This is a genomic window from Terriglobales bacterium, assembly GCA_035937135.1.
GTDB lineage: Bacteria > Acidobacteriota > Terriglobia > Terriglobales > Acidobacteriaceae > DASYVL01.
In genome coordinates this window covers 1-13230 of the sequence record DASYVL010000051.1, presented here as the reverse complement: position 1 = coordinate 13230, position 13230 = coordinate 1, and the positions used below count along the sequence as shown (strand labels likewise).

General features: G+C 64.6%; 11 protein-coding genes and 1 tRNA gene. 1 reads left to right on the top strand and 11 read right to left on the bottom strand.

Translation table 11 applies throughout. The features are described 5' to 3' along the window. Window positions 1-1281 precede the first annotated feature (1281 nt). From VGQ94_03045 to VGQ94_03005, 9 genes are all read right to left on the bottom strand, one after another. Window positions 1282-1371: transfer RNA gene (locus VGQ94_03045), tRNA-Ser, on the bottom strand. A gap of 157 nt (window positions 1372-1528) precedes the next feature. Further along, window positions 1529-2017: a bacterioferritin gene (gene bfr, locus VGQ94_03040; protein ID HEV2021481.1), complete on the bottom strand. Its 489-nt coding sequence runs from the start codon at window positions 2015-2017 to the stop codon at window positions 1529-1531. A 51-nt stretch (window positions 2018-2068) separates the two neighbouring features. Further along, window positions 2069-2509 (bottom strand): carbon monoxide dehydrogenase subunit G, encoded by a 441-nt coding sequence (locus tag VGQ94_03035; GenBank protein HEV2021480.1) that lies wholly within the window; start codon window positions 2507-2509, stop codon window positions 2069-2071. Further along, complete coding sequence (locus VGQ94_03030) at window positions 2506-3366, bottom strand: xanthine dehydrogenase family protein subunit M (protein HEV2021479.1); 861 nt, start codon at window positions 3364-3366, stop codon at window positions 2506-2508. The genes VGQ94_03035 and VGQ94_03030 overlap by 4 nt, the downstream gene beginning before the upstream one ends. After that, window positions 3363-5780, bottom strand: coding sequence for a xanthine dehydrogenase family protein molybdopterin-binding subunit (locus VGQ94_03025; protein ID HEV2021478.1), 2418 nt, complete (start codon window positions 5778-5780; stop codon window positions 3363-3365). The genes VGQ94_03030 and VGQ94_03025 overlap by 4 nt, the downstream gene beginning before the upstream one ends. Further along, the gene (locus VGQ94_03020) at window positions 5780-6274 is read right to left on the bottom strand and encodes a (2Fe-2S)-binding protein (protein HEV2021477.1); all 495 of its coding nucleotides are present in this window, start codon (window positions 6272-6274) and stop codon (window positions 5780-5782) included. Before VGQ94_03020 ends, VGQ94_03025 begins: the two co-directional genes overlap by 1 nt. A gap of 55 nt (window positions 6275-6329) precedes the next feature. Then, window positions 6330-7070 carry a response regulator transcription factor gene (locus VGQ94_03015; GenBank protein HEV2021476.1) on the bottom strand — a complete coding sequence of 247 codons (741 nt, stop codon included), beginning with the start codon at window positions 7068-7070 and terminating at the stop codon, window positions 6330-6332. 32 nt (window positions 7071-7102) lie between these two features. After that, window positions 7103-8494 (bottom strand): TldD/PmbA family protein, encoded by a 1392-nt coding sequence (locus VGQ94_03010; protein ID HEV2021475.1) that lies wholly within the window; start codon window positions 8492-8494, stop codon window positions 7103-7105. A gap of 108 nt (window positions 8495-8602) precedes the next feature. After that, window positions 8603-10075, bottom strand: a complete 1473-nt coding sequence (locus VGQ94_03005) for a TldD/PmbA family protein (protein HEV2021474.1) — start codon at window positions 10073-10075, stop codon at window positions 8603-8605. 166 nt (window positions 10076-10241) lie between these two features. On the opposite strand from VGQ94_03005, the gene VGQ94_03000 reads away from it, so the two are divergent. Beyond that, a complete protein-coding gene (locus VGQ94_03000) occupies window positions 10242-10598 on the top strand; it encodes a Smr/MutS family protein (protein HEV2021473.1) in 357 nt (118 codons plus the stop codon). A gap of 132 nt (window positions 10599-10730) precedes the next feature. Here VGQ94_03000 and ahcY read toward each other — a convergent pair whose 3' ends face one another. Further along, window positions 10731-12005 (bottom strand): adenosylhomocysteinase, encoded by a 1275-nt coding sequence (gene ahcY / locus VGQ94_02995; GenBank protein ID HEV2021472.1) that lies wholly within the window; start codon window positions 12003-12005, stop codon window positions 10731-10733. Window positions 12006-12142: 137 nt separating this feature from the next. After that, window positions 12143-13230, bottom strand: a 1088-nt coding sequence (gene metK / locus VGQ94_02990) for a methionine adenosyltransferase (protein HEV2021471.1), incomplete at its 5' end; no start/stop codon positions are given.

The window sequence follows — 13230 nt, the reverse complement described above, 5'->3', positions numbered from 1 at the left end:
CGCGACCTGGGCTGCACCCTGGGCCGCTACCAGATCACCCGGGTGGACGAAAAGGGAGAGAAGACCATCAGCCACGGGACTTACTTGACCGCTTGGCGCCGCCAACCGGACAAGTTCTGGAAGGTGATCTTCGACGGCGGCATGCCCGACCCGCCGCCCGCAACAAAGCCCTGAGTCCACATCGTCAACGGATATAATGTCGCCCTAATGGCGCTCGCTTCGAAACGCCGCAGGACTTCGAGAACTAGGATCCCGGGTTGGAAAAGTAGGGGCAAGGGCGCCCCATTTGACAACGTCCGACCGTGGGCCTACTGTCGATATGAGTGAGCAGTTTCTCTCCCTCTTCAGGTCCTCTGAACTAAGTCAGCCTATCTGAAGTCCCCCCCTCTTAGACGGACCCCAGGCCGTGAGTGGCCGTGGTTTCTTATGATTCATCCCCTGAGGACGCTGGTGTATGAACTGATCGTGGCGCCCTTCGTGCGATTCTGGCGGAGGGACTGGGAGGCAGGCCCGCTCCCGCCCCGCAAAGTTCCAGCCGTGGCGGCTCCGGGCAGCAACGGGAACGGCGGTTCCGGCACCGCGGCCCGATCAAGGACATGACGAGCGCAATCTGCACGTGTTCACACGAGAAGAGAGACCATAGGGCGCTGCCACTTGCGCTCAACGGCTGTGGTGCGTGCAAGGTCTGTTTGTGCAACGCTTACACCAAAGCTAAGCTTGTGGCTTCCGGAGTCGCGGACAAATGATTCACCAGCCACCCCCGTTTGGCCTGGAGAGCACCCCAACGCCAGCGTGGGCGCGCACGGTGGTCGAGCGCCGGCTCCTCTGGCTGGCGAAGTGCCATCCCAAGATGGACCCCCGCAAGCGGCACGAGTGGGGACTCAGTGCATTCCGAGCTGATTGTGACGGGACCAAGCCGTGATCCATCTCTATGGTGCGGTATGGCCGGCGTGAACGGTTTGAGCGAAACGACCCTAGCGGACCTGGAAGTCCTGGCTGCGGACCTCCGCGAACAGGTCGCGTGAGACCCCCAGCACTCCGGCGTCGAGCTGAAGGATGTTGAGTGGGAGATTGAAAAGCGGAACTGGCGAAATCAGCCTTAAGGCCGTCGAAGTCTAAGCCGGCTTCGGGATCCCCAGGGCCTTCCTTAATTCCCGGTTGTGCTTCCGCTTCAGTTCCTTCTTCTTGCGTTCCCGTGAGAATCTCGCCTTGTCACCATTGCTCTCTGACACGGTATGCTCCTTTCTTGGACCTCTACCCTGCAATATCTACGGAGGAATCTGGCGGAGAGAGTGGGATTCGAACCCACGTTACCCTTACGAGTAAACACGCTTTCCAAGCGTGCGCCTTCAGCCACTCGGCCATCTCTCCGCTGTCAGGTTGGGAGGCGTGCAGGTGAGGCAGCTTCTATTCTAGCCCAGGGGACGAAATCGCTCCCTGCCGGAGCCTGCCCTGAGCGCAGTCGAAGGGTATCTCCGTGGTGAAGAAGAAGTGAATCCGCGTTTATCCGCTCCGATCCGCGGTACGCCTAGCCTTTCTCTTCTTCGTCGCCGTGCAGCTGCTGGGCGAGGTAGTTCTGGATGCCCATCTCCTCGATGGCGTGCAGTTGCGCCTCCAGCCAGTCCACGTGGCCCTCTTCATCCACCAGGATGTGCTCCAGCAACTCGCGCGAGCCGCCATCGCCCACCGCGTCGCAGGCCTTGATGCCTTCGTTCAGACGCTTCACCGCGTCGTACTCCACCTGCAGGTCGTTCTTGAACTGCTGCTCCACCGTCTGCCCGATGTTGATTTTGAAGTAGTCGGTCATGTTGGGCGTGCCTTCGAGGTAGAGAATGCGCTCCATCAGGATCTCGGCGTGCTTCATCTCGTCGATCGACTCCTTGCGGATAAAGCGGTAGAGCCTCTCGTAGCGCCAGTTGTGGCACATCTCGGCGTGCAGGAAGTACTGGTTGACGGCGGTCAGCTCCGCCTTCAGCACCTGGTTCAGCAGCTTGATGACCTTGGCATCGCCTTTCACGGGCACTCTCCAGTGTGAGATGAATTGGCCAGCTAGGATAGCAGAGGATGATTACTTCTTCCTGAACTCCTTCGCCAGATTGTTGAAGGTGTCGGCAATGTTCTTGTGCGCCGCGGCTTCCATCAGCCGTCCGCCCAGCGCGGCCAGCGCGCCTCCGACCTTGACCTCGGCCGCGTACTTCAGGTTGGTCTCTTTCCCCGCGTCTTCCAGCTCGACGTGCGCTGTGCTTTCGACAAATGCGCCTGAGCCCTTGGCCTTAGACGACAGGGTGTAGGACTTCTCCGGCTTGATGTTTGAGAGCCTGACCTCGCCGCTGAAGCTGCTCCTGAACGCTCCGATGCCTGCCTTGAACTCGGCCGCGTAGTGGTGCTCGCCGGCAGCCTCGAACTTCTCGCAGCCCGGCAGGATGCGCTGGAGCACTGCCGGGTCCATCAGGGCCCGCCAGACCGTGGCCCGCGGCGCCGGGACCTTCTGCGCGCCTTCGAGCTTCACTTCCCCGCGGCCTTGACCGCCGCTTCGAGCGCTCTGCGGGTGAAGACCTGCGCCAGATGCCGGCGATACTCAGCGGAGGCGTAGGTGTCGCTCAGGGCTTCGATCTTCCCGGCCGCCTTCTCCGCGGCGTTGGCGATGGCGATGGCGGAGAGCGGCTTACCGCGCAGCGCGGACTCGACCGCCGCCGCGCGGTAGGCGTGCATTCCTACGCCGGTGATCCCGACCGCGACGCTCTCGATGTTTCCGCCGCGCAGCTTCACCACCGCGGCCACGCCCACCACGGCGAATCCCGAAGCCGGATGATGGAATTTCTTATAGGCCGTGCCCGCGGCGGTGGTCCTGGGGACGCGCACCTCGGTGAGGATCTCATTCGGCCGCAGCGCGGTTGTCAGCAGCCCGGTGAAGAACTTCCGGACCGGGATGACGCGTTCGCCGCGCTCGCTCATGGCCACCATCTCCGCGTCGAGCGCCAGGATGGCGGCGGGATAGTCGGCAGCGGGGTCGGCATGCGCCAGGCTGCCACCGATGGTTCCGCGGTTGCGCACCTGCACGTCACCGATGTGGGCGGCGGTTTCCGCCAGCAGCGGCGAAGCGGCGTGCAGCAGCTCGGAGGCCGCGATCTCGGCGTGCGTGGTCATGGCGCCGATAGCGATCTTCTCGCCCGCGTTGCGAATGTAGCTCAGGCCCGCGATGCGTCCCAGATCAATGAGGGCCGCCGGACCCGCGACGCGCAGCTTCATGGCGGGCAGCAGGCTGTGTCCTCCGGCCAGCAGCTTGGCGTCGGTGCGCGAGGCCAGAAGGGCCAGCGCCTCGTCCAGCGTCCGCGGACTCTCGTATTCGAAGGCTGCCGGGATCATGCCCGCCTCCGCTTCTTCGCTCCGGCCCGCTGCGGCTTCTTGGCCGCCTTGGCCGGCGCAATTTTTTCCGCGCTCGGTTTGCCCCTGCCTCCCTGCATGGCGCGCCACACCCGCTCCGCCTTGAGCGGCATGTCCAGATTGTGGACGCCGAGTGGGGAGAGCGCGTCGCATACCGCGTTGACGATGCACGGCGTGCAGCCGATGGTCCCCGCCTCGCCCACGCCCTTCACACCCATGGGATTCACCGGCGAAGGCGTGACGGTGCGCGCCAGCTCGAAGCGCGGAAGCTGCGCTGCCCTGGGCACGGCGTAATCCATCAGCGTCCCGGTCACCAGTTGCCCGTCCTCGTTGTAGAGGACCTCCTCGTAGAGCGCCTGGCCGATGGCCTGCACGATGCCGCCGTGGATCTGTCCTTCGACCAGCATCGGGTTGATGACGTTGCCGCAGTCGTCCACTGCAACGTACTTGTCCACTTTGACTTCGCCGGTCTCGGCGTCCACTTCCACCGAGCAAACGTGCGCGCCGAAGGGGAAAGTGAAGTTCGAAGGCTCGAAGAAGTGCGTGCCCTCCAGGCCGGGCTCGAATCCCGGCGGCAGGTTCTTGGCCACGTAGGCGGCGCCGACCACTTCGCCGAAAGCCAGCGACTTCTTGCCTCCCTTGGTGCTGACCCGGCCGTTCGCGAAGACGATCTGCGAGGGCTTCACTCCCATCAGGTGGGCGGCTAGCGTCGTCATTTTGGTTTTTACTTTTTGCGTGGCGAAGTACATGGCAGTGCCGCCCACCGCGGTGGCGCGGCTGCCGAAGGTCCCAATGCCGTAGGGCACGACTGCGGTATCGCCGTGGACCACATTCACGTCCCCGGGCTCCAGGCCCAGTTCGTCCGCGACGATCTGCGCGAAGCTGGTCTCCTGCCCCTGTCCGTGCGGCGAGGACCCGGTCAGCACCGTGATCTTCCCCGTCGGCTCCACCCGCACCGTGCCGCTCTCCCAGCCGCCCGCCGGCATGGCGCTCGAGGGGCCCATGGCGCAGATCTCGACGTAAGTCGAAACCCCGATGCCGTAATGCTTTCCCTGCTTCCATCCAGCTTTCTGCCGGGCGCGCAGCTTGTCGTAACCGGCCATGCGCAACGCGCGCTTCAGCGTCTCCTGATAGTTGCCGGAGTCGTAGATGATCCCGGTGGAGGTGTTGAAAGGAAACTGCGAGGCCTTGGGGAAATTCTTGCGGCGGATCTCCGCCGGATCCATCTTCAGCGCGCCCGCGGCGACGTCCACCATGCGCTCGATGATGTAGGTGGCCTCCGGGCGCCCGGCGCCGCGGTAGGCGTCCGTGGACATCTTGTTGGTGAACACGCCCACTACTTCTACGTCCACCGCCGGGATCTTGTAGCAGCCGGTGATGAGCAGCGCGGTCAGCGTGGGGATGATGGGCGTCAGCAACTGGTGATACGCGCCCAGGTCGGCGAGGATGAGCGCCCGCAGCCCCAGGATGGTGCCATCGCGCTTGAGCGCCAGCTCCACGTAGTTGATCTGGTCGCGGCCGTGGATGGTGGCGGCCATGTTCTCGCGCCGCGTCTCCGCCCACTTCACCGGGCGTCCCAGCTTCTTGGCCAACCAGGGGACCACCGCCTCTTCGCCGTACACGTTGAGCTTGCTGCCGAAGCCGCCGCCGACCTCCGGCGTCACCACGCGCACTAAAGTCTCCGGCATGCCCAGCATCAGCGAGATCTGCGTCTTCAGCAGGTGGGGGATCTGAGTGGAGGACCACACGGTCATCGTGCCCTCACCTGCCAGGTACTGCGCCAACACGCCGCGAGTCTCCAGCGCGATCGGCGCCAGTCGCTGGTTCACCAGGCGCTCGCCCACCACCAGGTCGGCGCGCTTGAAGGCACCGGCAATGTCGCCGTTTTTCAGCTCGTGGGTGAAGGCGAGGTTGGTTCCGAACTGGGGATGAACCAGTGCGCCACCCTCCAGGGCTTTTTCCATGTCCACCGCGGCGGGCAGTGACTCGTAATCCACCATCACCAGCTCGGCGGCATCGCGCGCGGCGTAGAAATCCTCGGCGACCACTGCGGCCACCGGCTCGCCCACGTAGCGGACGTGGCCCTTGGCCAGCGGCGGATGCGGCGGGACCTTCAGGTTCGGCAGCGCGCCGGCGCAGGGCACGCTGTTCACGTCCGTAAGGTCCTGCGCGGTGATGATCGCCACCACGCCCTCGACCGACCGCGCCGCGCCGGTCTCGATGGACTCGATTTTGGCATTCGCGTGCGGCGAGCGCACGAAGGCGCAGTGCAGCATCCCCGGCAGCCGCAGGTCGTCCGTGTAATGGCTGATGCCCTGGATGAGCCGCGGGTCTTCCTTGCGCCGCAGGCGCCGGCCCACCCACTTGGACGCCTTCGATTTGGCGGCCCGCGCCATTACTTCTTCCTCCGCTTCGCCGGATGCTTGGCCATCTTGCGTGAGGCTGACTGCACCGCGTTCACGATGTTCTGGTAGCCGGTGCAGCGGCAGAGATTGCCGCCGATGGCCTCCCGAATCTCGCCTTCCGAGGGAGCAGGATTGTGGCTCAGCAGGTCATGCGAGCACAGGATCATGCCCGGAGTGCAGAAGCCGCACTGCAGGCCGTGCTCCTCCCAGAATCCCTGCTGGATGGCGTGCAGATTGCCGTCGTCGGCCAGGCCCTCGATGGTGGTCACCGACTGGCCGTCAGCCTGCACGGCCAAAACGGTGCAAGACTTCACCGCGCGCCCGTCGAGCAGCACGGTGCAGGCGCCACACAGCGAGGTCTCGCAGCCGATGTGGGTGCCGGTCAGCCCCGCCACCTCGCGCAGGAAGTGGACCAGCAGCAGCCGCGGCTCCACTTCCGCGCTGCGATCCGCTCCGTTCACGCGAATGGAAATGTTCTTCTTCATTCTCGAAGGGCGGCCACGATAACAAACGCTGCGCGGGATTACAAGACGCGCGGAGCTAGGCCCGGGCCGGGGGCGCGGCGAGTCGCTTTCCGTGCTTCGCCAGCCCATGCTGCAGGCAGTAGATGGCCAGCTCCAGCCGGTCGGAGATCCCGAAGCGTTCATAGATGCGGCGCAGGTAGTTCTTCACCACCTGCTCGAAGGTGCTGAGTTCGAGGGCAATCTCCTTGTTGCGCCGGCCGTCGGTGACCAGGGAGACGATTACCTGCTCCTTCTCCGACAGCCTGAGCTTGCCATGCGGCACGCTGGGATGCGGCTGCGCGCGGTAGGCTTCGGCCAGCCAGTGGACGCTGCGCTTGTCCAGCCAGGGCTCGCCGGCCGCCACCTTGCGCACGCAGCGCACCAGCAGCTCCGGCGGGATGGAGCGGCTCACAATGCCCCGCACCCCGCGGCGCACGCACTCCACCGTCTCATCCTCGCGCAGTGGCTTGTCGATCAGGATGACGACCTTCAACCCAGGAACGCGCTGGAGGATCCCAGCCACGACTTCGGCGGGTTCTTCGGAGAGAGATGCCTCGAACAGCAGCACGTCGGCGGGAAACTTCGCCACCGCCTCCAGCGTCTTTTCCAGCGTCTCCGGCTGGGCGACGAGTTGGATGCCGTCCTCGCTTGCGAAGATCTTGTGGATGCCCACGCGATAGAGCGACTGCGTGTCGGCGAGGATCACGCGGATGGGCGCGACCAGTTGCGTCGCGCTTTCTGCGGACCCGCTGGCCGGCTTACCGGGCTGGTCGCTCATGCTTGCCCCCGTGCCTCCATACTAAATAGCGGCTAGAACTTCGTAACCTCGGTGAAGTTAAAGTCCCTCACCTTCATGGCCGGGACCACCATGTCGAACGATTCTTCCCCGCTGGCGCGCACCAGCTCGCCCATCGCCACCACATTCGACAGCATGTGCAGCAGGCTCTGGTTGAAGCGGAAGTTGCGGATGCCCTGCTGCAATTTTCCGTTCTCGACGACGAAGGTCCCGTCGCGCGTCATGCCGGTGAGGATCTTCTCGTAGGGATCGACTTCGCGGATGTACCAGAGCCGCGTCACCAGGACGCCGCGCTCGGTCGAGGCGATCATCTGCTCCACCGTCTTGCGCGAGCCGGCGGGCCCGCTTTCGAACACCACATTCATCGGCGCCTCCCCCATCTCGTTGGGCAGGGGGAAGCCGTGCCCGGTGGCCGCCACCTCGCCGATCTGCGCGGCCAGTTCTGACTGCTTGATTTTCGCGGCGGTGCCGCGCGCGTACACCAGCCGCTTCACCACGCCGTTCTCCACCAGCTTCACGCGCTGCCGGCGCACACCTTCACCGTCGAAGGGCGCTCCCGACTGCAGGGAATGCATCACGTCGTCCCAGATGGTGATGTTCTCGCCGAAGATCTTCTTGCCCACACGGTCGTTCAGGAAGCTGCGCTGGTCGAGCAGCGCCTGCCCGCCGAAATCCCAGAACATGAAGCCCACGAGATCCAACACCGCCGCCGGCTCGAGAATCACCGTGTACTTGCCCGGCGCAAGTTCACGGGGCGCGGCGGAGCCGCGTGCCTTGCGGGCCGCGGTCTCGGCCAGCGCCGCCGGGGCGAGGTTGCGAGCGTCGGGCGAGTTCGCCTTCTGCCAGCCGGAAGAGTCCCCGCCCAGCATGGTGATGGAGATTTCCGAAGACGTCTGCTGGTGGAACTGCACCAGCCCGCGCGAGTTCAGGATGGCCTCCGCCGCGGACGAGGTCGAGTAAATGCCCGCAGCCGTCAGCTTGTTCTTGCCCGCAACATTCACGATGCTGCCCACCGCCTGCGCCCGCTCTTCCGGCGTGATCGCCGCCGTCTCGTCGAAGTAGCGGCTGGGCGCGCCATCGGAGGCCGCGCCCGCATCGGCCGCCGTTGCCATGGGCAGCAGATCCGCATCCGGCGCCTGCACCTTTGCCAGAGCCTCGGCAGCCGCGACGGTGCGGCGGATGCTCTCCTCATCCAGTTTGTTGGTGGAGGCGCGCGCCGTCCGCCCGCCCACCACCACACGCACCGAGAGCGCCGCGCTCTCCTCCGCCACGTTCTGGTGGATGGTGTTGTTGGCAAAGCGCGTGAGTGCATGCGCGCCGCCGGCGAGGATGGCTTCGGTCTCGTCGGCGCGCGAGTGCTTCAGCACACGCTGGAAGAGCTCACGGGCTTGGTCTTGAGTAAGCATCAGCAGCTAATCAGTTCAGTCGAAAGCAGGTTCCTCGCTGCGCTCGGAATGACAAACCTAAACTCCGTGCCTCCGTGTCTCCGTGTCTCCGTGCCTGGTGGGTGGAACTCATGTCCCACGATATGCCGAGCCCACCCGCACATCGCGAAACCTCGCCGGGCTGGCCCCGTGCCCCGTCCCCATGGTTTGCATCGGTTGCCCTTTGCCGCAGTTGGGCGTGCCCCACAGAGTCCATTCATCGCGCGAGCAGATGGCGTCCATCGAGTTCCAGAATTCGGTGGTGATGCCCGAGTATGACGGGTTCTTGAGCATGCGCCCGAGCTTGCCGCCTTTGATCTCCCATCCGATCTCGCAGCCGAACTGGAACTGGTAGCGCTTGTCGTCGATGGACCAGGAGCGGTTGGTCTGCATGTAGATGCCGTCGTCGGTCGAGGCCAGGAGCTGCTCAAAGCTCAGCGGCTTCTCCCCCGGCAGGATGGAGATGTTGGTCATGCGGATGAGCGGGATGCGATTCCATCCTTCGGCGCGCATGGTCGAGCCGCTGCGGTTCTCGCCGATGGAATGCGCCGTCTCGCGCGAGGACAGATACCCGGTGAACAGTCCGTTCGAGATGATGGGCGTGCACTGCGCGGGCACGCCTTCGTCGTCGTAGGCGAAGGTGCCGAGGCCGGGACCGTGCGCGGGCGTGGCGTCGGCCACCACGTTCACCAGGTCGCTGCCGTAGCGCAGCGTTCGCAGTTTTTCCAGCGTCAGGAAGGACATCCCGGCAAAGTTCGCCTCCATGCCCAGCACCCGGTCGAGCTCGATGGGATGCCCCACCGACTCGTGGATCTGCAAGCCGAGCTGCGAGGAATCGAGCACGATGGTGAACTTCCCCTCCGGACACTGCGGCGCCTGGTGCAGCGCTACGGCCTCCTCGCCGATGCGGCGCGCGTTCTCCTCGAGCTTCAGTTCGTCGATCAGCTCATAGCCCTTGTTCTGATACTGCCCGCCGAAGGAGTTGGGGAAACTGCGCTTCTGGATCTCCGTGCCCGCGAAGGAATAGGCGGCGTAGCCCGCGCCAGTGATGTACTTCGTCTGATGGATGTCGGAGCCTTCCGACGAGTAGAACCACTGCTCGCATCGGCGGAAGCTCAGGCCGGTCTCCGCCAGCGTCACGCCTTTCACCGCGCACAGCTCGGAATCGATTTTCAGCAGGAGCGCCAGGTGGTCTTCGACCGAGAGGGTGAAGGGATCGATGCGGCAGGGCGTGGCCCACTCGTCGGTGACCGCCTTCTCCGGGGCCAGGCGGACGTCGTACTGCTTGACTCGCGCCGAGGCCCTGGCGATCGCGACCGCCTTCGCCGCCGTGACCTCCACCGACTCGCACTTCAGGTCGTCGGTCGCGGCGAATCCCCAGGCGCCGTCGGCGATCACCCGGACGCCCACGCCCAGCGACTCGCCATCCGACGCGCTCCCCACCTTGCCGTTCTTCGTCGCGAGCGAGCGCGCGCGCTCGTCCACGATGCGCACGTCGGCATAGCTCGCCCCGCGCAGGTTGGCGACGTTCAGCGCCCAGGAGGCGATTTCTTTCATGCTCATGGCAAGCGAAAGATGATAAACGATAAACGAAAACCGCGGGAGATGCCGAGGCAACCGTAGAGACGTAGCGCGCTACGTCTCTACCAGCCCTTGGGCGCGACCCGCCCCAGGTGAGAGAATCAACGTTTCACACCACTGACGCCCGCAGCGACAGGGGCTGACGCGAATGTCAAGAAAGCCAGCGTTCATCAAATCGGTCAACATCGAAGACGGCATGCCCACCGTCGAGGAAGCCCTCCGCCGGCTGGAGCGCGAGTTGAGCCCGGCGCGAGCCGCGAAAGTCACCGCTCTTCGGGTGATCCATGGCTACGGCTCCAGTGGCGTGGGCGGCGCCTTGCGCGTGGCCATTCAGCTGCGGCTGCGCGAGCTGCAGCAAAGCGGCACAATCCAGGAAGTCATCTACGGTGAGGACTGGCGCATCTCCGATGAAGCTTCCTGGAAGTGGCTGCAACGCTATCCGGAGTGGAAGAAGGACTCCGATCTGGGCCGCCAGAACAAGGGAATCTCGATCGTCATCTTGTGAGGGATGCGGAGTCGCCGAGACGTGGCATGCCACGTCTCTACGGCGCGGAAGCCGACACCACGCAAACAAGAAGGGCGGCGCGAGCCGCCCTTCTCTGTGCACCTCTGTGGCTCTGTGTCCCTGTGATAGGTGTTACGTCCCCTCACTCCACGACGCCAGGTACTCTTCCTGCTCCGGCGTGAGACGATCGATCTTGACCCCCATGGACTCGAGCTTCAGCTTCGCCACGCGCTTATCCAGCTCCGCGGGTACGGGGAAGACTTTCTTCTCCAGCTCTTTGTGGTTCTTCACCAGGTAGTCCACGCACAGCGCCTGGTTGGCAAAGCTCATATCCATGACCGAGGCGGGATGGCCCTCGGCGGCGGCCAGGTTGATGAGCCGCCCTTCGCCCAGCAGGTAGATCTTCTTGCCGTCCTTGAGCGCGAACTCCTCGACGAACTCGCGGGTGGGCCGCCGCGCGGAGGCCAGCTTGCCCAGCGCCGGGATATCGATCTCCACGTTGAAGTGGCCGGAGTTGGCGACGATGGCGCCGTTCTTCATGACCTCGAAGTGGTCCTTGACGATGACGTTCTTGTTGCCGGTGACGGTGACGAAGACGTCGCCGATCTTCGCTGCCTCGCTCATGGACATCACGCGGAAGCCGTCCATCACCGCCTCCAGCGCTTTGGTGGGATCCACTTCGGTGACGATCACGTCCGCGCCCATGCCCTTGGCGCGCGAGGCCAGGCCCTTGCCGCACCAGCCATAGCCGGCGATCACAAACTTCGAGCCTGCTATCAGCATGTTGGTGGAGCGGATGACGCCGTCGAGCGTGGACTGCCCGGTGCCGTAGCGGTTGTCGAACAGGTGCTTGGTGTCGGCGTCGTTCACGGCCACGATGGGATAGCGCAGCACGCCTTCCTTGGCCATGGCCCGCAGCCGGATCACGCCCGTGGTGGTCTCCTCGGTGCCGCCCAGGATGCCGTCGGCCACGTCCTTGCGCTTGGTGAGCACCGTGGTCACCAGGTCGGCGCCGTCATCCATGGTGATGTGGGGTTTGTGGTCGAGCGCCGCCAGGATGTGCTGGTAGTAGCTCTCGCTGTCCTCGCCCTTGATGGCGAACACCGGGATGCTGTAGTCGCGCACCAGCGAAGCCGCCACGTCGTCCTGGGTGGACAAGGGGTTGGAGGCGCACACCACCACGTCCGCCCCGCCATCGCGCAGCGTGATGGCCAGGTTCGCGGTCTCGGTGGTCACGTGCAGGCAGGCGGAGATGCGGATGCCCTTCAGCGGCGCGTTCCTGATGAATTCCTTGCGGATGATCTGCAGCACCGGCATGGACTGGTTGGCCCACTCGATGCGCTTCTTGCCCTGGTCCGCCAGCTCCAGATTTTTGATGTCGCACTTCACTTGGGTTGCAGTAGTCATGATGGCTTCTTTCCGCGCTTTCGCGTCAATAATTCCCGGGATTCGTGCATGCGTGGCCCGGACTGGGTCCAGAACCACACTAGGATACTAGAAGGGGGGAAGCGTGGGGCGCATATCGCCGCGCCCCGTGGCGAAGGTTACTTGGCCGGTGTGCTGGATCCCGTCTTGACCGTCGCGGCGCTAGCCTGCTCGCGCAGCTTGGCCGCTTTGTCGGTCGCCTCCCAGGTAAAGTCTGGGTCGTTGCGCCCGAAGTGGCCGTAGGCCGCGGTCTTGCGGTAGATGGGCCGGCTCAGTCGCAGCGATTCGATGATCCCCTTGGGCGTGAGCTGGAAGTTCGCGCGCACCAGTTCTTCCAGCTTTCCGGTGGAAAGGTCGCTGGTACCGAACGTATCCACCAGGACGCTCACCGGCTCAGCCACGCCGATGGCATAAGCAAGCTGCACTTCGCAGCGCTCCGCCAGTCCGGCTGCAACGATGTTCTTGGCGATGTAGCGCGCCACGTAGGCGCCGGAGCGGTCCACCTTGGTCGGGTCCTTGCCACTGAAGCAACCGCCGCCGTGGCGGCCCATGCCGCCGTAGCTGTCCACGATGATCTTGCGCCCGGTGAGCCCGGTGTCGCCCATGGGTCCGCCGACTACGAAACGTCCGGTGGGATTGATGTGGTACTTGGTGTCCTGATCGAGCAGGTGCGCGGGAAGGGCGGCCTGGATGACGTGCTTGAGGATGTCGGAGTGCAGCTTCTCGTTGTCCACGGTCTCCGAGTGCTGGCTGGAGACGACCACGGCGTCGATGCGCTGCGGCTTGTGATTGCCGTCGTATTCCACGGTGACCTGCGATTTTCCGTCCGGCCGCAGGAACTCGAGTTGGCCGCTCTTGCGCACTTCCGCCAGCCGCATGGTCAGCTTGTGCGCCAGCAGGATGGCCGTGGGCATGTACTCGGGATTCTCGTTCGAGGCGTAGCCGAACATCATGCCCTGGTCGCCGGCGCCGCCCGGGTCCACACCCTGCTTGATGTCCGGCGACTGCTCGTGGATGGAAGAGATGACCGAGCAGGTCTGGGCGTCGAAGCCGTAGCTGGCGTCGGTGTAGCCCACCGACTTCACCGTGCCGCGCACGATGGCGGGAAAGTCCACATAGGCCTTGGTGGTGATCTCGCCGGCGATGAAAGCCAGGCCGGTGGTCAAAAGCGTCTCGCAGGCCACGCGGCTGTGCGGGTCCTCGGCCA